The organism is Urbifossiella limnaea (genome assembly GCF_007747215.1).
In the GTDB taxonomy this organism is placed as follows: Bacteria; Planctomycetota; Planctomycetia; order Gemmatales; family Gemmataceae; genus Urbifossiella; species Urbifossiella limnaea.
Genome location: NZ_CP036273.1, coordinates 3,798,299 through 3,818,318, shown reverse-complemented (window position 1 = coordinate 3,818,318; position 20,020 = coordinate 3,798,299). Strand labels below are relative to the sequence as shown.

General features: G+C 70.0%; 20 protein-coding genes. 7 read left to right on the top strand and 13 right to left on the bottom strand.

What is annotated here, in order from left to right:
• Positions 1-5: 5 nt before the first annotated feature.
• From ETAA1_RS15670 to ETAA1_RS15640, 7 genes are all read right to left on the bottom strand, one after another.
• Complete coding sequence (locus ETAA1_RS15670) at positions 6-1,292, bottom strand: glutamate-5-semialdehyde dehydrogenase (protein WP_145240022.1); 1,287 nt, start codon at positions 1,290-1,292, stop codon at positions 6-8.
• 18 nt (positions 1,293-1,310) lie between these two features.
• The gene (gene folP / locus ETAA1_RS15665; protein WP_145240020.1) at positions 1,311-2,192 is read right to left on the bottom strand and encodes a dihydropteroate synthase; all 882 of its coding nucleotides are present in this window, start codon (positions 2,190-2,192) and stop codon (positions 1,311-1,313) included.
• Complete coding sequence (locus ETAA1_RS15660; protein WP_145240018.1) at positions 2,192-2,761, bottom strand: HD domain-containing protein; 570 nt, start codon at positions 2,759-2,761, stop codon at positions 2,192-2,194. Before ETAA1_RS15660 ends, folP begins: the two co-directional genes overlap by 1 nt.
• Before the next feature lie 70 nt (positions 2,762-2,831).
• On the bottom strand, positions 2,832-3,407 hold the full coding sequence (locus ETAA1_RS15655; RefSeq protein ID WP_145240016.1) for a glutathione peroxidase: 576 nt from the start codon (positions 3,405-3,407) through the stop codon (positions 2,832-2,834).
• Between the two features lie 72 nt (positions 3,408-3,479).
• Complete coding sequence (locus ETAA1_RS15650) at positions 3,480-4,640, bottom strand: pyridoxal phosphate-dependent aminotransferase (protein ID WP_145240014.1); 1,161 nt, start codon at positions 4,638-4,640, stop codon at positions 3,480-3,482.
• A gap of 15 nt (positions 4,641-4,655) precedes the next feature.
• Positions 4,656-5,396, bottom strand: a complete 741-nt coding sequence (locus ETAA1_RS15645; RefSeq protein WP_145240012.1) for a dienelactone hydrolase family protein — start codon at positions 5,394-5,396, stop codon at positions 4,656-4,658.
• A gap of 2 nt (positions 5,397-5,398) precedes the next feature.
• Positions 5,399-6,430, bottom strand: coding sequence for a basic secretory protein-like protein (locus ETAA1_RS15640; RefSeq protein WP_238389455.1), 1,032 nt, complete (start codon positions 6,428-6,430; stop codon positions 5,399-5,401).
• Between the two features lie 126 nt (positions 6,431-6,556).
• On the opposite strand from ETAA1_RS15640, the gene ETAA1_RS15635 reads away from it, so the two are divergent.
• From ETAA1_RS15635 to ETAA1_RS15620, 4 genes are all read left to right on the top strand, one after another.
• On the top strand, positions 6,557-6,775 hold the full coding sequence (locus tag ETAA1_RS15635) for a hypothetical protein (RefSeq protein WP_145240010.1): 219 nt from the start codon (positions 6,557-6,559) through the stop codon (positions 6,773-6,775).
• 145 nt (positions 6,776-6,920) lie between these two features.
• Positions 6,921-8,234 (top strand): PP2C family protein-serine/threonine phosphatase, encoded by a 1,314-nt coding sequence (locus tag ETAA1_RS15630; protein ID WP_145240008.1) that lies wholly within the window; start codon positions 6,921-6,923, stop codon positions 8,232-8,234.
• Complete coding sequence (locus ETAA1_RS15625) at positions 8,231-8,833, top strand: SAM-dependent methyltransferase (RefSeq protein ID WP_145240007.1); 603 nt, start codon at positions 8,231-8,233, stop codon at positions 8,831-8,833. The genes ETAA1_RS15630 and ETAA1_RS15625 overlap by 4 nt, the downstream gene beginning before the upstream one ends.
• A 102-nt stretch (positions 8,834-8,935) precedes the next feature.
• Positions 8,936-10,393 carry a hypothetical protein gene (locus ETAA1_RS15620; protein ID WP_145240005.1) on the top strand — a complete coding sequence of 486 codons (1,458 nt, stop codon included), beginning with the start codon at positions 8,936-8,938 and terminating at the stop codon, positions 10,391-10,393.
• Between the two features lie 15 nt (positions 10,394-10,408).
• Here ETAA1_RS15620 and thrS read toward each other — a convergent pair whose 3' ends face one another.
• The 6 genes from thrS to ETAA1_RS15590 form a co-directional block, all read right to left on the bottom strand.
• The gene (gene thrS, locus ETAA1_RS15615; protein ID WP_145240003.1) at positions 10,409-12,271 is read right to left on the bottom strand and encodes a threonine--tRNA ligase; all 1,863 of its coding nucleotides are present in this window, start codon (positions 12,269-12,271) and stop codon (positions 10,409-10,411) included.
• Between the two features lie 527 nt (positions 12,272-12,798).
• Positions 12,799-13,080 carry a hypothetical protein gene (locus ETAA1_RS15610; RefSeq protein WP_145240001.1) on the bottom strand — a complete coding sequence of 94 codons (282 nt, stop codon included), beginning with the start codon at positions 13,078-13,080 and terminating at the stop codon, positions 12,799-12,801.
• 62 nt (positions 13,081-13,142) lie between these two features.
• A complete protein-coding gene (gene pdxA, locus ETAA1_RS15605) occupies positions 13,143-14,102 on the bottom strand; it encodes a 4-hydroxythreonine-4-phosphate dehydrogenase PdxA (RefSeq protein ID WP_238389454.1) in 960 nt (319 codons plus the stop codon).
• Between the two features lie 59 nt (positions 14,103-14,161).
• Positions 14,162-15,169 carry a WD40 repeat domain-containing protein gene (locus tag ETAA1_RS15600; protein WP_145239999.1) on the bottom strand — a complete coding sequence of 336 codons (1,008 nt, stop codon included), beginning with the start codon at positions 15,167-15,169 and terminating at the stop codon, positions 14,162-14,164.
• Between the two features lie 149 nt (positions 15,170-15,318).
• Complete coding sequence (locus ETAA1_RS15595; protein ID WP_145239997.1) at positions 15,319-16,617, bottom strand: DUF1501 domain-containing protein; 1,299 nt, start codon at positions 16,615-16,617, stop codon at positions 15,319-15,321.
• A 32-nt stretch (positions 16,618-16,649) separates the two neighbouring features.
• Positions 16,650-18,266 carry a DUF1549 domain-containing protein gene (locus ETAA1_RS15590; protein ID WP_145239995.1) on the bottom strand — a complete coding sequence of 539 codons (1,617 nt, stop codon included), beginning with the start codon at positions 18,264-18,266 and terminating at the stop codon, positions 16,650-16,652.
• A 205-nt stretch (positions 18,267-18,471) separates the two neighbouring features.
• On the opposite strand from ETAA1_RS15590, the gene ETAA1_RS31960 reads away from it, so the two are divergent.
• From ETAA1_RS31960 to ETAA1_RS15570, 3 genes are all read left to right on the top strand, one after another.
• Positions 18,472-19,146 (top strand): c-type cytochrome domain-containing protein, encoded by a 675-nt coding sequence (locus ETAA1_RS31960; RefSeq protein ID WP_202920923.1) that lies wholly within the window; start codon positions 18,472-18,474, stop codon positions 19,144-19,146.
• Between the two features lie 109 nt (positions 19,147-19,255).
• Positions 19,256-19,672: a response regulator gene (locus tag ETAA1_RS15575; protein WP_145239989.1), complete on the top strand. Its 417-nt coding sequence runs from the start codon at positions 19,256-19,258 to the stop codon at positions 19,670-19,672.
• Positions 19,669-19,950, top strand: a complete 282-nt coding sequence (locus ETAA1_RS15570; protein ID WP_145239987.1) for a hypothetical protein — start codon at positions 19,669-19,671, stop codon at positions 19,948-19,950. Before ETAA1_RS15575 ends, ETAA1_RS15570 begins: the two co-directional genes overlap by 4 nt.
• The last annotated feature ends 70 nt before the right edge of the window (positions 19,951-20,020 follow it).

Sequence of the window (20,020 nt, the reverse complement as noted above, 5' to 3'; positions counted from 1 at the left end):
GTCCGTTATCCCCGAATCTGCCCGTCGCCGGTGACGACGTACTTGTACGTCGTCAGTTCGCGCAGCCCGCACGGGCCGCGGGCGTGGAACTTGTCGGTGCTGATGCCGATTTCCGCGCCCAGCCCCAGCTCGAAGCCGTCGTTGAACCGCGTGCTCGCGTTCACCACCACGGCCGCGGCGTCAACCCGCTCCGTAAACCGCCGCGCCGCCGCGAGGTCGCTCGTGACGATGGCGTCCGTGTGCTTCGAGCCGTAGGCGTTGATGTGCCGCACGGCCGCGTCCAGGTCGGGCACCACCTTCACCGACATCACCAGGTCGAGAAACTCGGTGCGGTGGTCGGCGTCGGTCGCGGGCTTCGCCGACGGCACCCGCTTTCGCGTCTCCTCGCAGCCGCGCAGCTCGACGCCCTTCGCTTGGAGCGCGGCGGCGACGCGCGGCAGGAGGGTGTCGGCGACGGCGGCGTGAACCAGCAGGCTCTCGGCCGCGTTACAGACGCCGGGCCGCTGGCACTTCGCGTTCACCACGATGCGCTCGGCCATGTCCGGGTCGGCGGCCGCGTCGAGGTAGACGTGGCAGTTGCCGTCGTAATGCTTCAGCACCGGCATGGTCGCTTCACGAGCCACGCGGCGGATCAGGCTCTCGCCGCCGCGCGGGATCGCCAGATCGATCAAGTCGCCGAGCCGCAACAGGTGCCCGACGGCCTCGCGGTCGGTGGTCGGCACCAGTTGCACGGCGTCAGGCGGGAGGCCGCACGCGGGCAGCTCGGCCGCCAGGACGCGGTGCAGGGCGGTGTTCGAGTGAATCGCTTCCTTGCCGCCGCGGAGGATGACCGCGTTGCCGCTCTTGACGCACAGCCCGGCGGCGTCAACCGTCACGTTCGGCCGGCTCTCGTAAATGAAGAACACGACGCCGAGCGGCACCCCGACCTTCAGCACTTCGAGCCCGTTCGGCCGCCGGCCGCCCTCGCGGACCTCGCCCACCGGGTCGGGCAGCGCCGCCACCTGCCGCAGCCCGTCGGCCGCAGCCTTCAGGCGGGCGGGCGTCAGCGTCAGGCGGTCGATGGCGGCGGCGTTCAGGCCGTAACCGGGAGCGGCGGCCACGTCGTCGGCGTTGGCAGCGAGGATTTCCGCGGAGCGTGATTCGAGTGCGGCGGCGGCGGCTTGAAGCCAGCGGTTCTTGGCGTCGGTGCGGACGGAGGTGAGGGCGTCGGCGGCGGCGCGGGCGCGGGCGGCCAGGTCGCGGCAGAGGCCGTCGAGGTTCGCTTCGGGTTTCGCGGGGAGGACGGCGGTCACGGCTCTTCCGGGTGCGGGTCAGGGCTGTGTGATTCTACCAGCGGCGACGTCCGGGCGGCGAGCACGGTTGATCGCGGCCAGAAGCACGACTGCATCGCGGGTGGCGGCCACGTCGTGAACTCGCAGCACTTGCGCCGTCCCGCGTGCGGCGGCGATCGTCGCCACAGCCAGCGACCCTGCGGCGCGGTCGGCCGGCTCGCGGCCGCACAGCGTGCCGATGAACTTCTTGCGGCTCACGCCCAGGCACACCGGCCGGCCGAGGGCGGCGACCGCGTCAAGGTGGGCGAGCAGCGTCAGGTTGTGGTCGAGCGTCTTCCCGAAGCCGATGCCCGGGTCGAGGCAGACCGCGTCCGGGGAGATACCGACCGCGGCGAGGGCGTGCAACCGCGCTTCGAGATACCCCGCGACCTCGCCCACGACGTCGCCGTAGACCGGATTCTGCTGCATCGTCCTCGGCGTGCCCTGCATGTGCATCACGACCACGCCCGCCCCCGTCGCCGCGACCACGCCCGGCATGTCGGCGTCGGCCGTCAGGCCGGACACGTCGTTGATGATGGAAGCGCCGGCGTACATGCAGCGGCGGGCGACTTCGGCCTTGGTCGTGTCCACCGAGAGGGGTAGGGCGGCCCGTTTCGCCAGCCCGGCGACAACGGGCAGGACGCGGGCCAGTTCGTCGGCTCCGCTCACGGCCGGGGCGCCGGGGCGCGTCGATTCGCCGCCGATGTCGAGGATATTCGCGCCTTCCGCGGCAAGCGCCAGCCCGTGGTCGATCGCGGCCGCCGGGTCGAGGAAGCGGCCGCCGTCGGAGAAGCTGTCCGGGGTGACGTTCACGATGCCCATGACGAGCGGCCGCGGGCCGATCGTGAACTGGTGCCCGCGGCAGACCCACACACGCGGCATCACGCGCCCTCCGCGCGGCGGAGCGTGTCGCGGTCCAGGGCGTCGCGGATGGCGGCAACTAGCGGCGGGGCGGCGGTGTACTGCCGGCCGTAGTCGAGGTTGAAGCGGTAGTCGAAGCCCGGCGGGTTGGCCCCCTGCGTGTGCTGGAGCAGCGTTTCGAGCTTGTCGAGCGCCTTCGCCAGCTTCGCCTCCGGCGTCGCGGCGGCCTCGTACTCGTCCCACAGTTCGGTGACGTGGTCGCGCAGCGGCGCGGGGAGCGGGGCCAGGAGCGTCATCAGGTCGGCGCGCTCGCTGTCGGCCTTCGGTGCGGCCGCTGACTGGTTCACGGCGGGCACGTCGCCGCCGATCGCCTCGCCGAGGTCGTGGACGACGCAGATGCGGATGAGGCGGGCGAAGTCGATGCCGGGGAACTGGTCGGCCAGGACGACGGCCATGAGGCAGAGCCGCCACGTGTGGTCGGCGACGCTCTCGGCGCGGCCGGCCGAGGTGTAGCCGCTGCGGGTCTGCGTCTTGATCGCTTCCGCGGCCCGGAGGAAGTCGAGGACGCCGGCGAGGTCGGTGGTCGTCATGGGTGCCCCCGGAAATGATACGGCCCGCCCCCTAAAGGAGGCGGGCCGCGGCGGCGGGTTCGCCCGGGGGTTACTTCTTCGCCAGCTCGGTGCGGACGGCGGTCTGGAGCTCGTTCGACTCCGGGGCCACCGCCGACTTGAACCGGGCGACCACGCGCCCGTCACGCCCGATGAGGAACTTCTCGAAGTTCCAGCCCACCTCTTCCGTCTTGCCGTCGCGGACCGTGGCCGTGGTCAGCGCCTTGTACAGGTCCACCTTGCTCGGCCCCTTCACGTCTACCTTCGCCGTCATCGGGAAGGTGACCTTGTAGTTCGCGGAGCAGAACTTCTGGATGTCCTCCTCGGTGCCCGGCTCCTGGGCGCCGAACTGGTTCGACGGCACCCCCAGCACCACCAGCCCGTCCTTGCTGTACTGCTCGAACAGCGCCTGCATCCCCTTGTACTGGTTCGTGTACCCGCAGCGGCTGGCCACGTTCACCACCAGCACAACCTTGCCCTTCAGGGCGGCGAGGTCGATGTCCTTGCCGTCGATCCCCTTCATCTTGCCCGTCAGCGGCGTCATGGCCTTCTCCTGCCCGTTCCCGACCTCGACGCCGACGGCCAGCGTCAGGGCCGCGGCGGCGGCGGTCAACAGTAGTGCTTTCATGGTGTGGAAGCTCCTCGTAGCGGTCACACGGATTGGTAGCCGGCACCCGGGTAGACGGACCACCCGGGGGAGTTATTCTGCGGCCCGCAGCCGCAGCAGCCGCTCGCCGGCGTCGCGCAGCGTCTCCTCCCGCTTGGCGAACATGAACCGGACCTGCGTCCGGCCCGCGTCCTTCGGGCGGAAGAAGCTGCCCCCCGGCACCCCGGCCACGCCGACCGTCTCGATCATGCGGCGGACGAACGCCACGTCGTCGAGGTCGGAAAGCGCCGAGAAGTCGGCCATGACGTAATACGCCCCGTCCGGCGGGCGGGCGACGAAACCCGCCTCCTGAAGGTACGGGAGGAACAGGTCGCGGCGGGTGCGGTAGTGATCCTTCAGGCCGTCGAAGTAGCTGCGGGGCAGGGCCATCGCCGCGGCGCCGGCCACTTGCAACGGGTGAGGCGCGCCGACCGTCAGGAAGTCGTGCGCCTTGCGGATGCCGGCGGTGATCGCGGCCGGGGCGACGGTATAGCCGAGGCGCCAGCCGGTGACGGTGAACGTCTTCGACAGCCCGCTGATGGTGACGGTGCGGTCGGCCATCCCCGGCAGCGACGCGATACTTACGTGCGGCCGGTCGGTGAATTGGATGTACTCGTAGATCTCGTCCGAGATGGCGACGGCGTCGAACTCCTGGCACAGCTCGGCGATCTGCGTCAGTTCCCCGCGGGTGAACACCTTGCCGGTGGGGTTGTTCGGCGTGTTCAGGATGATCGCCTTCGTGCGCGGCCCGAACGCGGCCCGCAACTCGGCGGGGTCGAACGACCAGTCGGGCGGGTTCAACCGCACCCAGCGCGGCTCGGCCCCGGTGAGGAGGGCGTCCGGCGCGTAGTTCTCGTAGAAGGGCTGGAAGATCACCACCTCGTCGCCCGGGTCCACAAGCGCGAGCATCGTCGCCATCAGGCACTCGGTCGCCCCGCAGCACACGGTGACGTGCTCGTCGGCGTCGGCCCAGGCGAGGCCGTTGAAGCTGCGGGCCTTCTCGGCGATGGCCGCGCGGAGCGGGGCGATGCCCCACGTCACGGCGTACTGATTGAACCCGTCGCGGATGGCCCGGCAGGCGGCCTCCTTCACTTCCTCCGGCGGGTCGAAGTCGGGCATCCCCTGGCCGAGGTTCACGGCCCCGTGCCGCTGCGCGAGCCGCGTCGTCTCGCGGATCACGGACTCGGTGAAGTGCTGGACGCGGGCGGCGAGCATCGGCGGTCCTTGCCGTTAGAGGCAGCGGCTGAACAGGTCCGCCGCGAGCCCAATCGCGTGGCGGGCGGCGGCGGGGTCGTAGCGGTCGCCCTCGTCGCGGAGGAAGGCGTGGGCGGCGTTGAACTCGTGCCACGTGAACCACACGCCGGCCGCGTCGAGGGCGTCGTAGATGATTCGTCGGCCGGCCGCGGGGACGTGCGGGTCTTGCCGGCCGAACACCATCAACAGTTCACCGCGGATGTCGCCGGCGCGGGTTAGCGAGTCGGCCCCGCCGCCGAGCGTGCCGGTGTGCAGGTCGGTCGGGTAGAAGCACGCCGCGGCCCGCACGCCCGGGTGGAGTGCGGCGCGGAAGGCGAGGTGCCCGCCGAGACAGATGCCGAACGACCCCACGGCACCGGTGCCGTCCGGGTGGTCCTTCAGGAATGCCACCGCGGTAGCGATGTCGGCATCGAACTCGTTCAGCGTCACGACCTGCTTCAGGGCGTTACCGCGGGTCTTACCGGCATCGTCGTAGCCGAGAACGCAGCCGGGCGGTTCGTGCGCGTGGTACACCTCTGGCACCGCGACCCGGTAGCCGAGCGACGCCAGCTGCACCGCGAGCCGGCGGACCGGGGCCGTCTGCTGAAAGATTTCCGAGTACAGCACCACACCCGGCCGTCGGACTGGCGGCCGGCCGGGTTCGTTCGGGGCGTACAGGTACGTCCGCATCGGCCCGGTCGGCGTCGGCAAGTCGGTCACGTCGTCGGTGACGGCCATGGTCAGCGGGCGAGCGTCGCCCGCCACTCCTGGTTCAGTTCCTCCACGTCCTTGCCCGTGAGCGTTCGCCACGCGGCCGGCGTGTAGCGGCCCTCACGGCACATGGCGTTCAACTTCGGCACCGCCTGCCGGTCGTACCGGTCGGTGACGAAGGCCAGGAACGCCGCCGTGGTGCGGTAGCTGCCGTTGTACTGGGCCTTCTCGGGGGTCAGCCGGCCGGCCTTGCCCGGCTCGTACCGCCAGAAGCGGCAGTAGTCGGCGATCCCCTCGACGAGCCAGCCGGGGTTTCCGCGGCCCTTGTATTGTTGGACGCAGTGGACCGTCTCGTGGACCATCGCGCCGATGTCGTCGGGGCGGCTCTTGAAGTACTTCACCGACCCGGTGATCCGCCCGCCGCCGGCCGCGGCCACGCCGGTGTAGTTGTTCTTGAGCGTCATCCGCAGTTGTGTCGGCGGCACGTAGCCGTCGCTGGCGAGGAAGGTGCAGATGTCCGGGTACTCGCGCTCGCACACGCGGACCACCTTGTCGCCCCACGCCTTCAGCTCGGGGGCGTCGGTCACGTCCAGGACGAACTCGACGGGGTAGCGGAACGGCACCACCTGTGGCTCGGAGCGGATGGTGAACTCGCGCACGACGAGCGGCTTGTTCAGGTCCGCCGTCGCGCGGACGCGGACGGCGCGGGCGGACACCTCCCCCACGGGCGGGGCGGCGGTGAACGTCTTCCCGTCGGCGGAGACTTCGAGCGCGGTCGGCGCCGGCCCCTCGCCCGGTCGGCCAACCAGCGCGGACACGGCGTGCAGCGTCACAGGCCGGTCGAACGTCAGCGTCAGGTGGTCGCCCTGCTTCGCATCGCCGTCGGAGGTGAAGGAACTGGCCGGGTCGCCGTCGAAGGCGAGCTGGCGGATGCGACTACCGGATGTGGGCAGCGTGGATTCCGCGATCGCCCGGACGACCGGCCGCGGCGCGGGGGCGACAGGTTCGGCGAGAAGCGGAGCGGCGGCGACAGCCGCCGCCAGCATCGAGACACCACGCATGAGGCTCTCCACAGCTCCGGTGTCGTTCTACCCAGCGGCATTTGGCACGGCGACTGCATTACTCTCCGTCAACCGGCACCGGGCCGATAACCCCGGTAAAACCCCAACCCCTGTGGAGTGGCCATCATGGCGGACACGATCGGCGGCAAGCTCACCGAGGCCGGCAATACGGTCGCCGAGGCGGCCCAGAAGGCGGCGAACAAGGTCGGCGAGAAGGCGACCGAGGTGAAGGACTGGGCCTCCCAGCAGATCGACAAGGCCAAGAACCGCATCGACGAAAAGTCGACCGAGGCCAGCAACGCCGACGAAGAAGCCAGAGTCGACGCGGCCGCCAAGAATGGCTGACCGAAACCACAGACCGACGAAGCCCGGGGACTGAGGTCCCCGGGCTTACTTTTTTGGGCTTCGCGCTTGCGTCGTCGTCCCCGCTCGGGTCTAGTGAGGCTCTGGACGCTCGTCGCCCCTCCGGGGGCCAGCCGCGGAGCCGGCCGTGTCTGCGACCTCGAACCCGTTCGACACCGAATCCCGTAACTGGCGCGGCCGCCTCGCCGCCAGCGTCGAACTGATGCGTGCGCTGAGTCGGTCGTCCGACCCGCAGGAGATGTACGGCCTGTTCTCGCGCCGCATGGACGAGTTGTTTCCCGTCACCCGCCGCCTCTCGCTCTCCCGCCGAGGGCTGCGGCCGCCCGAGTACCGTGTCACGCGGTGCAGCCTTTGGAAGGACGCCGCCAACCCGTGGACCGAGCCGGAGCGGCTCCCGGTCCACCGCGGCGGCGTGCTCGCCGAACTGCTGTACGCCGACGAACCGCGGCTCATCCCCGACCTGAGGTTGCTCGACGACGACGACCCGGCGGTGGTGTACCTCGCGGGGCAGCGGTCGGTCCTGGTCATCCCGCACTTCGAGCAGGGCCTTGCGGTCAACGCCATCGTCCTGGCCCGGGAAGAGCCGGACGCGTTCTCGCGCGACCAGCTTCCCGACCTGGTCATGCTCAGCAACCTGTTCGGCCGGGCCACCCAGACGCTCGTCCTGTCGCAGGCGGTGAAGGGGGCGTTCGACGCGGCCGACTTCGAGATGAAGGCCGTGGCCGACATCCAGAAGGCGCTCCTGCCGGACGCCGTGCCGCGGGTACCCGGCATCGATGTTGCCGTGGACTACAGGGCCGCCGCGCGGGCCGGCGGCGACTACTACGATTTCTTCCCGCTGCCCGGCGGCAAGCTCGGCGTCCTGATCGCGGACGCGAGCGGCCACGGTGCCCCGGCGGCGGTGCTGATGGCGATGACGCACAGCATCGCCCACACGCTCCCCGAGGCGGACCGGGCCCGCCCGCACGGCCTGCTCACGCAGCTGAATGCCCACCTGGCCCGCCGCTACACCCGGCCTACCGGCAGCTTCGTCACCGCGTTCGCCGCCGTATTCGACCCGGCGAACCACTCGTTGACCTACTCCAGCGCCGGCCACGCCCCGCCGCTAGTCGCCCGCGCCGACGGCACCCGCGCCACCCTGAACCGTGCCCAGAAGTTGCCCCTCGGCATCAAGCCGACCGAGACTTACACCGAACAAACGGCAACGTTTCAGCCCGGCGACCGGGTGGTGCTCGTGACCGACGGCATCCTGGAAGCGGCGAACGCGGCGGGTGACATGTTCGGGACCGCCGGCGTCGGCGCGGCGCTGCGGCCGGTGTGCGACGCCGCGACCGACGACCTGGCGGCCCTTCTGGCGACGTGGGCGGCCCACACGGCGGGCGTGCCCACGACCGACGACCGGACGGTGGTGGTTGTCCGCGCGACCGGGGGGGAGCCGTGAGCCGGCGGGCGAAGCTGCGGGTGGTGTTCTACTTCCTGTTCGCCGTCGCCCTCGTCGGCGGGTGGTACGGGACGATGTGGTGGGTCGAGCGCGACGTCCGGCCGCCCGGCCACGTGGACGTGGTGTTCAAGGAGACGCCGCAGGACGCCGTGGAGAAGATGTTGGAGATGGCTCGTGTCGGCAAGGACGACGTGGTCTACGACCTGGGCTGCGGCGACGCCCGGTTCCTGATCACGGCCGCGAAGAAGTACGGGTGCAGTGGCGTCGGCTACGAGATTCAGCCGCACGTCGCCGCTCTCGCCCGCGAGAAGGTCGCCGAGGCCGGCGTCGGCAACCTGGTCGAGATCCGCGAGTCCGACATCTTCGACAGCAGCGTCGACCTGCGGCCCGCGACGGTGCTGACGTTGTTCCTCCTCCCCGAGCTGAACGTCAAACTGATCCCGAAGATTCAACAGATGCGGCCGGGGTGCCGGGTCGTGTCCTTCCTGTTCGACATGGAGGGGGTGAAGCCGAAGGAGTCGATCATCTACTACATGCCGAACGTGAAGCGCGACTGCCGGCTGCACCTGTGGGAGACGCCGCTGGAGTTCACGCGGTAGTTGCCGCGCCGGGGTGGCGGGGCTTTCGGCCGCGGGTATGATGCCACCACCCACCCTCGCCCCCGCCAGCCGTGACACCCCGTTGTCACGCCCCGAGTGCCGATGAGCGCGACCACCTTCCCCTGCCCGTTCTGCGGCCGCAAGATGGGCGTCGGCCCCGACCTGCTCGGCCGCAAGGTCCGCTGCCCCAACTGCAAGGAAGTGCTGGTCGCCCCGGTACCCTCACCGCCCGCACCGCCGGTCGCCGTCGCACCCCCACCGCCTCCCCCGCCCCCGGTACCCGCCGCCGACTTCCCGGTCTTCAACCTGCCGAACCTCGAGCAGCAGGACAGCATCTTCGGCGAGGCCGCGGAGCAGGGCGACGACGTGTTTGGAAGCGACCCGGGCCGGCTGCCGGTGCCCGAGATGCCGCCGGTGGTGTCGCCGCCCCCGCCGCCAGTTGCGACGTTTACCCCTCCCGTTGCGGAGCCCGCGCCGCCGGTCGCGGCCCATGCCGCGCCCGCGGCCGACCCGTTCGCGGGGTTTACTGCCGCGCCGGCTTATGCCCCTCCGGCGCAGCCGGTCGCCGTTCCCGCCCCGCCCGCGGTTCCTGCTGCCGCGGCGAATCCGTGGGCCGACTTCGACCAGGCGGCGCCACCAGTCGCCACCTATGCCGCCCCGCCGGCGCCGATCCCTGCCGCGGTCGTTCCCGCCGCGCCGCCGCCCGAGCCTCGCCGCCGCGACCGCCGGCCCGAGCGCGAGGAGCGCCCCGCCCCCGCCCGTGGACGCCCGGCCCCGGCCGCCGGCGGGAGCCTGAACACGCTCATCAAGATCGGCTTCTTTGCGCTGATCCCCTACGCCCTGCTCATGACCGTGCTCGCGGTGTACGGCCTGTTCGTTCGTGAGGGCAAGCCGCCGGAAGGGCACCCGCTGTCGTTGATCCCCGACGGTCGCGGCGAGTTCCCGCCCCCCGACCGCAAGAAGACCGGCAAGCTCGCCGTCCCGCTCGACGGCCCGCTCCCGCCCGAGCTCCGTGCCGGCCTCGGCAAGAAAGTCACCGTCGGCGACGTGGAAGTTGAGCCGGTCGCCGTCGCCGTCCGCAAGCTCTCCGTCGTGCGCGAGCCCGACCGCGGCAAGACTCAGACGCAGTTCCTGTCGCGCGGCGTCGTGCTGACGCTGAACGTCCGCAACACGTCGGCCGACCTGTGGTTCCACCCGCTCGACCCGGCCTTCAACCGCAAGACGTTCCCGTCCGACGTGCCGCCGACGGCGCTGGTCGTCGGCAAGGACACGTTCGCCGGTGGGCCGGTGGCCTGGCCGTTCGACAAGAACGTGAAGCGCGCCTACGAGTCGGCGCAGGCCGGCGACGACCAGCCGCTCGGCCCCGGCGAGAGCCGCAAGTACGTGGTCACGTCCGACGCCCGCGACGTGGTGGTGAAGGCGGTGCAGGGCGCCCGCGACACGATGCTGTGGCGGGTGCAGGTCCGCCGCGGCCTCGTGGAGTACCGTGGCCGCGAGGTGCCGGTGACGGCGCTGATCGGCGTCGAGTTCCAGGCGTCAGACGTGACCGAGGAGAACTGATCCCCCCGGTCGGCGTCACACCGTCAGCTTCTGCGTCCGTGACTTCACCACCTGCTCCAGCAGCGCCACGAACTCCGCCACCGGCTTCGCGCCCAGGTCTTCGCCGCTGCGGAGCCGCACGGCCGCGCTGTCGGCCGCCATCTCCTTGTCGCCGATGACCAGCACGTACGGCACCTTCTGGAGCTGGAACTCGCGGATCTTCGCGTTCATCCGCTTGTCGCCCAAATCGTTCTCGACGCGGAAGTCCTTCTCCTCCAGCGTCGCCGCCACCTTCTCCGCGTACTCGAAGTGCCTGTCGGCGATCGGCACGATGCCGACCTGCACCGGCGCGAGCCACGGCGGGAACGCGCCCGCGTACAGCTCGATGAGGTACGACATCATCCGCTCCATCGTGCTGATGACGCCGCGGTGGATCATCACCGGACGCTTGGCGGTGTCGTCGGAGTCCTTGAACTCGAGCTTGAACTGCTCGGGCAGGTGCTGGTCGGCCTGGATGGTGGACAGCGTCTCCTCGCGGCCCATCACGTCCTTCACCTGCACGTCGATCTTCGGCCCGTAGAACGCCGCCTCGCCCCACGCCTCGAAGAACGGCATCCCCGACTCGGTGAGCACCTCGCGCAGCATTCGGGTGCTGCTCTCCCACAACTCCGGGTTGTCGACGTACTTCCCCTTCGACGCGGCGCCCGGCTCGTCGTTCTTCGACAGGCGGAAGCGGAACTCGGTGATCCCCAGGTCTGCGTAGGCCTTCTTCATGAGCGCCAGCACGCCGGCGATCTCGGCCTTCACCTGGGCGGGCCGCACGAACAGGTGGGCGTCGTTGAGCGTCATGCAACGGACGCGGCTGAGGCCGCCGACGACGCCGGAGCGCTCGTAGCGGTACATCTTGCCGAGCTCGGCGATGCGAATCGGCAGGTCGCGGTAGCTCCGCGGCTTCGCCTTGTACACCTGGATGTGGTGCGGGCAGCACATCGGCCGCAGGCACAATTCGTCCCACTCCTGGCCGCCCTCGCCCAGGTCCATCGGCGGGAACATGCTGTCCTTGTAGTGCTCCCAGTGGCCGGAGATGCGGTACAGCTCCTTCTTCGCGGCGTCCGGCGTGTAGACGTGCTGGTAGCCCGCGTGCCGCTCGTAGTCGGTGATGAACTGTTCGAGCAGCCGGCGGACCGTAGCCCCCTTAGGCAGCAGCATCGGGAATCCCGATCCGAACACAGGCTCGTTCGAGAACAGCTCCAGGTCGCGGCCGAGCTTTCGGTGGTCGCGGCGGGCTGCCTCCTCGATGCGCTCCAGGTGCGCCTTCAGGTCGGCCTCGTTGCCCCAGGCGGTGGCGTGGAAGCGCTTCAACGCCTTGTTCTTCTCGTCGCCGCGCCAGTAGGAGCCGGTGACCTGCGTGACCTTGAACCCCTTCGAGTCCAGGTCGCGGGTGGTCTCGACGTGCGGGCCGCGGCACAGGTCCACGAACGTGTCTTGCTGGTAGACGGTCAGCAGCGGGGCGCCCGCAGCGCTGTTGCCGTACTCGTCCTGGCCGTTGGTGAGGCCGTCGATGAGTTCGAGCTTGTACGGGTTGTCCTTGAACAGTTCACGCCCCTCGGCGGCGGTGATCTCGCGGACGCGGAAGGCGTGTTTGCCCTTGATGATCTGCCGCATCCGGTCGGCGATCCAGTTCAGGTCGGCGTCGCTCGGCTGGGTGTCGAGGTCGAAGTCGTAGTAGAAGCCGAACTCGACCGGCGGGCCGATGGTGGGCTTGGCCTGCGGGAAGCGTTCCGTGACGGCCTGGGCGAGGACGTGGGCGAAGGAGTGGCGCGTCTTGTAGAGGGCGGGGTCGTAGTCCTTGGGGACGTACTTCTCGCCGGCCGCCTTGAGTTCCGCTTCGCTCGCCATCGGGAGGTGTCCTGTGTGCGGCGGCGCGTGGCACCCGGACCTACAGCCGGAACCCCCCGCGCCGCCAGCGGGCATCTTACTTGGGGACGGACGGCGCGACAGGGGACGCGGGTTCGGGGTGAACGCCGACCGGCGGCCGTCGGCCGTGCGGGAACGCGAGCCAGCGGCTGCCGGGTGTCGGGGTTCGGCACAGTGTCGCGCCCTGCCGGGCTGCACGCGTTTGCCAGGGGCTTGCAGGGTTGATCCTGCGGCCGGTCGCCCGGACGACCGGCGCCACCCGACGCCCCCTGAAGGGGGCCGGCGCGGCTCACGTTGGGTCCGCGGGTCGAAGCGGGGTTGAGCGGCCACTCTTGTTACGTGGTTCCGGGCCGCGTCGAACTCAGGCTTGAACCACACCCGACACCACACCAATAAGCATACGGTACATATGTTCAGTAGTCAAGGATTTTGCAATGGACTGAGCCTCCGATACGACTTGGCCCGGCGTGATACGAATTGGGCGGCTCGGGGGTTGTGATCGAAGGGGCTCAGTCGAAGAAGTTTGGCGGGGGTTCGCCCCACCTCTCCCATTTGTACCGCTCGGCGAGAAAACCGAAGCCTCCCGGCCCGTCACACGTCAGCCCCCTCGCTTGGAGGAACCGGACGCAGGCGAGGGCGAACGAGTTGTCCCTAAACACCTTCTGCATGACGCAGCGAAGGTGCGGGTTCCAGTAGCAGACGGACCCGCTGCATACAAACGAGTTGGTCAGAGGAATGTCGCCCTCATTCGTCAGCTCGTTTACGATTTCGAACTCCTGCAGGTCCGCCATCGCTGACCCTCTTGCTCCAGTGTGACCGATCCCCCGTTAGGTGCTAGGCAAGATAAGCCGATTTACACCGGCCGCTCGCCCGACAGCTTCGCCGCCAGCCCGACGGCCTTCAGCAGGCTCGACACGTCGGCCACGCCCTGCCACGCGATGTCGAACGCGGTGCCGTGGTCCACGCTGGTGCGCACGATCGGCAGCCCGAGGGTGACGTTTACGGCGTCCTCGAACGCCAGCGCCTTCAGCGGGATCAGCCCCTGGTCGTGGTACATGCAGATGTAGGCGTCGCAGTCTTTCCGATACTTCGGCAGGAAAGCCGTGTCCGGGGGGAGGGGGCCGCTCACGTCGATCGGCTTCGCGCAGGCTGCTGCCACGGCGGGCACGATGATCCGTTCCTCCTCGCGGTCGCCGAACAGGCCGCGCTCGCCGGCGTGCGGGTTTAGCCCGCACACGAGCAGTCGCGGCGGGCGGCCGCGCAGCCGCCGCATGGCGTCGGCCGTGAGCTCGATCACGTCCACGATCCGCTCGAACGTCAGCAACTGCGGTACGTCGCGGTAGCCGACGTGGGCCGTCACCAGGCTGCACGTGATGGCGTCGGCCGTGAGCATCATGCACGACCGCTCGGCGTTGGTGCGGGCGGCCAAAATTTCCGTGTGGCCGGGGAAGGGGATGCCGGCCGCGTGGAGCGACTTCTTGTTGAGCGGGGCTGTGACGATGGCCGCGACCTTCCCCGCGAGGGCGTCGTCGATCGCCTGCGTGAAGTAGCGATAGGCCGCGGCCCCGCACTCGGCCATGACGCGGCCAGGCACGACCGACTGAGTGTTGATGGCGTTCAGGTCGAGAACGTGGGCGGGGTCGGGGCGCGGCCAGTGAAGGTGGTCCGCGATGCGCCGGAGGAGGGCGGAGTCGCCGTACACGATGGGGTGGCAGTAGCTACGGACGTGGGCGTCGCGGAGGAGTCGGAGGCAGAGCTCGGGGCCGACCCCGGCGGGGTCGCCCATCGTCACGGCGATGCGGGGAAGGGTCATGTAATCAGTTTACGCCGCTAGCGGCGATGCACCGCGGGTGCGACGCCGCTAGCGGCAACTCAGCTACCCGTCTTGTGAACCACCACGCGGTTGTGCCCTGCGTACACCACGGTACCCCAGTCCGCGCTGTGGGCGAAGTCGTGGGTGTGCATCGTCAGCTTGTCCTGCCGCTTCGCACGCTTGCCGGCCACGTCCAGGAACTCGAAGTGCCCTTCGCCGGCGCCGCCGGCCGCGAGCAGCCACGAGCCGTCCGGGGCGAACGCCAGCCGGTTCATCAGGCCGCGATACTTGTCGCTCTCCCACACCCAGTGCGACTTCCCGTCGGCCACGGTGAACACCTCCACGCGGGCCTTCCCCTCCAGGTGGTCAATGTTGCCGATCTTGCCGATGCCGCCCACGGCCAGGTAGGTGCCGTCCGGGCTGAACGCCACCGCCCGCGCGCCGCCGATCGAGTGGAGTCGCTGCACCTGGTCCCAGGTGTACATCCCCGGGCTCTCGACGGCGCCGAGCTGGTTGCCGCTCGCGGTGTCCCACAGAACCACCTTGCCGAGCTTGTCGCAGGTGGCGAGCTTGCGGCCGTCGTGCGAGAAGCACACGCTGTAGAGCATCGACGGGAAGTGCTGCGGCGTCCGCTCGGCGTGGCCGCGGAGCTCCTTCACCAGGGCGCCGGTCTGGGCGTTCCACAGCTTGCAGACCATGTCGTCGGCGACGCTGGCGACGAGTGTGCCGTCCGGCGATGCGATCACCTTGCGGACCCACTTCGCGTGCGCATCCACGGTGCGGATGACCCGGCTGTCGGCGGTGCTCCACCACACCAGCTTGCCGTCGTACCCGCCGGACACGACCGCGCCCGACGCGAAAGCCACGCCGGTGACGTAGCTCTGGTGCGCGGCGTGAAGTTCCTTGAACTCGACCTTCTGGGCGGCGAGGTCGGCCTCGTACACCTTGAAGTCGGAGCAGCCGAAGAAGGCGCGGCCCGGCCGGTCGCCGAGGGCCACGGCGAGGTTGATGACGGGGCGGTTGTGGTCGGCCGACTGGCGGAACGATTCGGGGCTGGGGGTCGGCATGGGTGCTCGGGGGTGGGGTGAGCGGTGTTACCGGCACGCTGGTTGTTCGGGTGGACTCGTTAGGCCGGGGCGCAAGCCCCGGCGGGTCGTCAATGCCGGGGAGGCCGCACCGGGGCTTGCGCCCCGGCCTAACGAGTCGTTCGACGGGATTACTTGATGAGCGCCGCGATCGGGTCGGCGCCCGGGTCCACGAGCGGGATCGGGCGGCTGCCGACGTAGTAGTTCTTGTGCGGGTTGATGCCGAGGGCGGCGTAGATCGTGGCGAACAGGTTCGCCGCGTTCACCTCCTCGTGCGTCACCGTGTTGCCGCGCGGGTCGGTGCGGCCCCACACGGCGCCGCCCTTCGCGTTCGCGCCCGTCATCGTCATGCTCCAGGCGGCCGCAAAGTGGTCACGGCCGAGGCTGGCGTTAATCCCCGGGGTGCGGCCGAACTCGGCGAGCGTGATGACCATCACGTCGTCACGCAGGCCGCGTTCCTTCAGGTCGTCGATGAGCGTCGCCATGACGTGGTCGAGCTCGGGCACCATCTCCTGGTGCGTCTCGAAGTTCTGGCCGTGGCTGTCCCACCACGCCCGGGCGACGCGTACGAAGGGGACGCCGGCCTCCACGAGCCGGCGGGCGATCAGTGCCTGCTGGCCGAACTGCGTCGGGCCGTACTTGTCGCGGGTGGCCTGACTCTCCTGCGACACGTCGAACAGCCGCTCGCTCCCCATGATGCCGCGAACGCGGCCGTACGCCTCGGCGTGGCTGCCGAGCGTGTCCGACGTGCGGCCGCGGACGAAGTCGCGGCCGAGCATGTCGCGCAGTTCGGCCCGCTCGCGGTGGTCGGTCTCGCTGATCGAGTCGAGGCGGCGGATGAACTCGGGCGTGTTGTTCGTCGTGAGTTCCATCGGGGCGTAGCGGGCGCCGAGGAAGCCGCTGTCGCCGGGGGCCATGCCGCGGCCTTCGGTCTGCGTGTAGAAGGTCACGTAGTCGGGCACCTGGCTGTCGGGCCGGCCCATCTCGCGGGCCACGACCGCGCCCAGGTCGGGGTAGCGGAGGTTGGCCTCGTCGCGGCGGCCCCGCATCATCAGCTTGGCGCCGCTGCCGTGGTCGCCGTTGCGGGTGTTCAGGCCGCGGACGAGGCACACGTCCTTCATCCGCGTCGCCATCTTCGGCATCAGCTCGGAGATCTGCGTGCCCGGCACGTCAGTCTGAATCGCCCGGAACGGGCCGCCAGTGGTCGCGCCCGGCTTCGGGTCGAAGGTTTCCAGCTGGCTGGCGCCGCCGGCGAGCCACAGAAGGATGACGCGCTTGTTGGTGCGGCGCAGGTCGGCGGCCAGGGCCGGCGAGCCGAGGACGCTCAGGCCGGTCATGTCGGCGGCGACCCCGGCCGCGGCGGCGGCCCCGAGGAAGCCGCGCCGGTTGAGCCGGTGGGCGGCGGACCCGCAGAAGAACTTCGGATTCATCGACAGACTCCGGAGCGGGGTGTGTTCGGGGTTCAGTACACGAAGCGGAATTCGGGGCCGGTCACGAGCGCCCACAGCACCTGGCGGTAGGCCTCGGGGAGCCGGTCGGCGCGATTCTCGACGTAGGCCACGAGGGCGGTGCTCTCTGCGGCGGTGGGCTCACGACCGTAGGCACTGCGGACCAGGAGAGCGACGGCGGCCTTCTTGTCGGTCAGCCCCTTGGCCCTCGCCAGCACGCCGTTGTCGGTCAGGAACTCCTTCGCCACGCGGTCGCCGTTCGTGAACAGCAGCGCCTCGCCGACGCCGACCTGAAAGTTGTCCGTCGGCACGGCAATGAGCGACGCGAAGCCGCGGCCGCTGCTCTCCAGTTGCTCCAGCGTCTTCTCCAAGTCGCCGGCCTTCTTCCCCTCGAACTGCGCCGGGTCGGCCGCGGCGATCTTCAGCGACGTGGACAGTTGCAGGGGCGTGAACGGCTTCAGCTGCGCGACCGCGAACAACTTGCGGTCGGGCGTCGCCTCCGTCGGGTAGCGGCTGCTACGGCTGTACGCCTGGCTCATGACGATGCCACGGATCAGGCGCTTCAGGTCGTAGCCGTGTGAGGCGGTGTCCTTCGCCAGCCACGCCAGTAGCTCCGGGTGGCTCGGCGGGTTCTCGCTGTGCATCTGGTCGAGCGGGTTGACGAGGCCGCTGCCGAAGTAGCGGTGCCACATCCGGTTGACGACCGACCGCGAGAAGAAGTCGGCGTTGCCCTCCTTCAGCGACACCTCGACCAGCTTGGCGCGGGCGCTGAACGCGGGCCGCGGCGGCGCCTTCTTGTCCTTCTTGGCCTGCTCGATGAGTTCCTTTTCCTTCTTCTGCTCGTCCTTGGTCATCTCGCGGGCGGTGGCGTCGTCCAGCTTCGCGCCGGTGAGGAACATCATCGGGGCGAGCTTTTCCGGCCCCTTGTTCGCCTTGTACTTCACCTGCCCGAAGCCGCGCTCTGCGAGGGAGCCGCCGGCGTCGTAGGTGCGGACCAGGAACGCCTTCATCCCGTAGAAGTGGTCCTGCGTCCAGTCCTTCACCAGCGGGTGGTCGTGGCACTGGGCACAGCTGACGTTCACCCCGAAGAAGCTGACGCTCACGTCGTTGGTGAGCTTGTCGGTGTCGGTGACCCGGCTCTTGAGGAAGTCGGCGGCGCCCTTCATGGTGGCGTCGGCCTCGTCGGGCAGCATCAACTCGCGGTACATCCGTTCCCAGCTCTTACCGGCGGCCAGGGCCGTGCGGAGGTACTCGCCGAGCGCCCCGCTACGGCGGCCGCCGCCCTCGGGGTTGAGCATCGCCTCGAACTGCGCGGCCTGGTGCCGGGCGAATCCGGGCGAGGCGAGCAGGCGGTCCACGAGCTTCGCCCGCTTGTCGGCGTCGGCGGCCTTGACGTAGGCGCTGGCCTCGGCGGGGGTGGGGATGCGGCCGACGAGGTCGAGTGTGAGCCGGCGGACGAACGTGGCGTCGTCGGCCTGTGGGGCGGGGGCCACGCCGGCGGCCTTGATCGCGTCGTCGACGTAGTGGTCGATCGCGGTGTGAACCGGTGTCGCGGCGGTGGGTGAGTCGGCACGGGCGGAGCCGGACAGGGCCGCGAGCGCGGCGAGGGCGAAGGTGGGGCGGAGCGGCATGCGGATGCTCCAGGCGGGCCGAGCTATCGGTCAGGCGCGGGAGGAGGGCGCCAGGCGGGGGCAATCTCTCACCAGTATAACCTCGGCGCCCGCGGCCGCCAGAGCGTATCCGAAAAACTCGGCCGCAGTGTCGGGCTGCTTTCCCGGTGACAACCCCCCGGTCTGGGTGCTACCTTCGGAGTGTCCCCCCCGCCAGGACCGCACCATGTCCCGCCCCGGCCCCGACGACATCCTCGACCAGACGGAGCCGTTCCCGTCCGGCGCCCGCCTCGGCTGGTGGGGCGGCTACGGCGCCATGGTTTTACTCGCGTTCTGCTTCGGCGTGTGGACTGGTAACCAGCGGCCGCGGCCCGTCGAGCAGGCCGCCGCGACGGCGCCGACAATCCCCGAGAAGGTCACGCTGCCGCCGCCGGAAGCGAACCCGGAACCGAAGAAGGAGCTGACGCCGGAGCCGAAGAAGGCGCCCGAGGCGAAGCCGCCGGAGCCGAAGAAGGCCCCCGAAGTGGTGCCGATGCCGGAGCCGAAGAAGACCCCGGAAGTGGTGGTCAAGACGCCGGAGCCGAAGAAGACTCCGGAACCGCCCCCGACGCCGATGGCGAAAGAGGTACTGTTCGTGAAGGAGGTGCTGCCGATCTTCAAGTCGAAGTGCAACATCTGCCACGGCGACAGCAAGGGGGTCAAGGGCGACCTCGACCTGCGCTCGCTAAAGACGATCCTGAAGGGGGGCGACAACGGCCCCGGCGTGAAGCCCGGCGACCTGAAGACCGGGACCGTGTGGCAGAGCATCGAGGACGGAACGATGCCGCCGGCCGGCAAGGAGGCACTCAGCGACGCCGAGAAGGCTGTCATCCGCAACTGGATTCTGTCCGGGGCAAAATAGGGGGGCCGGGACGATAGCCGGGACTGGCGAGTCGGCCAGCGGCGGGGCGGGGTGGCACGCCGGTTGCTGATTCGCGGGCGGTCCACTGTCCCACTTTCGGTGACCGCCTATGACCGCCGCTCCGCTCCGCGTGCTGTGCGTGGACGACCACCCCGACACGGCCGAATCCCTCGGCACGCTCCTGACGCTCAACGGCTACGACGTTCAGACCGCCACCGACGGCGAGAAGGCACTCGCGCGGGCGCCGGGCTTTCGCCCGCAGGCGTGCGTCCTCGACATCACCATGCCGGGGATCGACGGCAACGAACTGGCCCGCCGCTTCCGCACCGAGCCCGGCGGCGGCGACATGCTGCTCGTGGCGCTGACGGCCCTCGGCGACTACCCCTCACTGGAGCGGATGGCCGACAGCGGGTTCGACCTTCACTTCACGAAGCCGGTCGCACTCGCCGAGCTGTTCGAGGCGCTGCGCGACTTCACCCGCAGCGGGCGGCCCGGTGCCGCGGTCCCGAGCGGGAGCGCCTCGTGATCGTGCTGCCCCCGGGGTTCGCCAGCCAGTTCCGCGACCGAGCAGGCCGCGTGGAGCTGCGGGCCGTGGTGACGGCTCCCGACGCGCGGCTCGTGGAACTGGCCCGCGACCTGACGCCCGACGAACGGGTGCGCCTGTACGTCCAGCTGCGTGACCTGCGCGTCGGGTTCGTTGAGTCGCTGGCGGCGAGCGCCGCCGGCGTCGACGTGGAGCGAGAACGGCGTCGGCTGCTGCGACTACTGGAGATCGCGGACGCGGCGGAGTTGGCAACGGCGTAGATGCGGCGGTTCGCCTCACGCCCCGGCGAGCGAATTGCACCGTTCCTTCCCTCATCGGTCGCCCCCGACC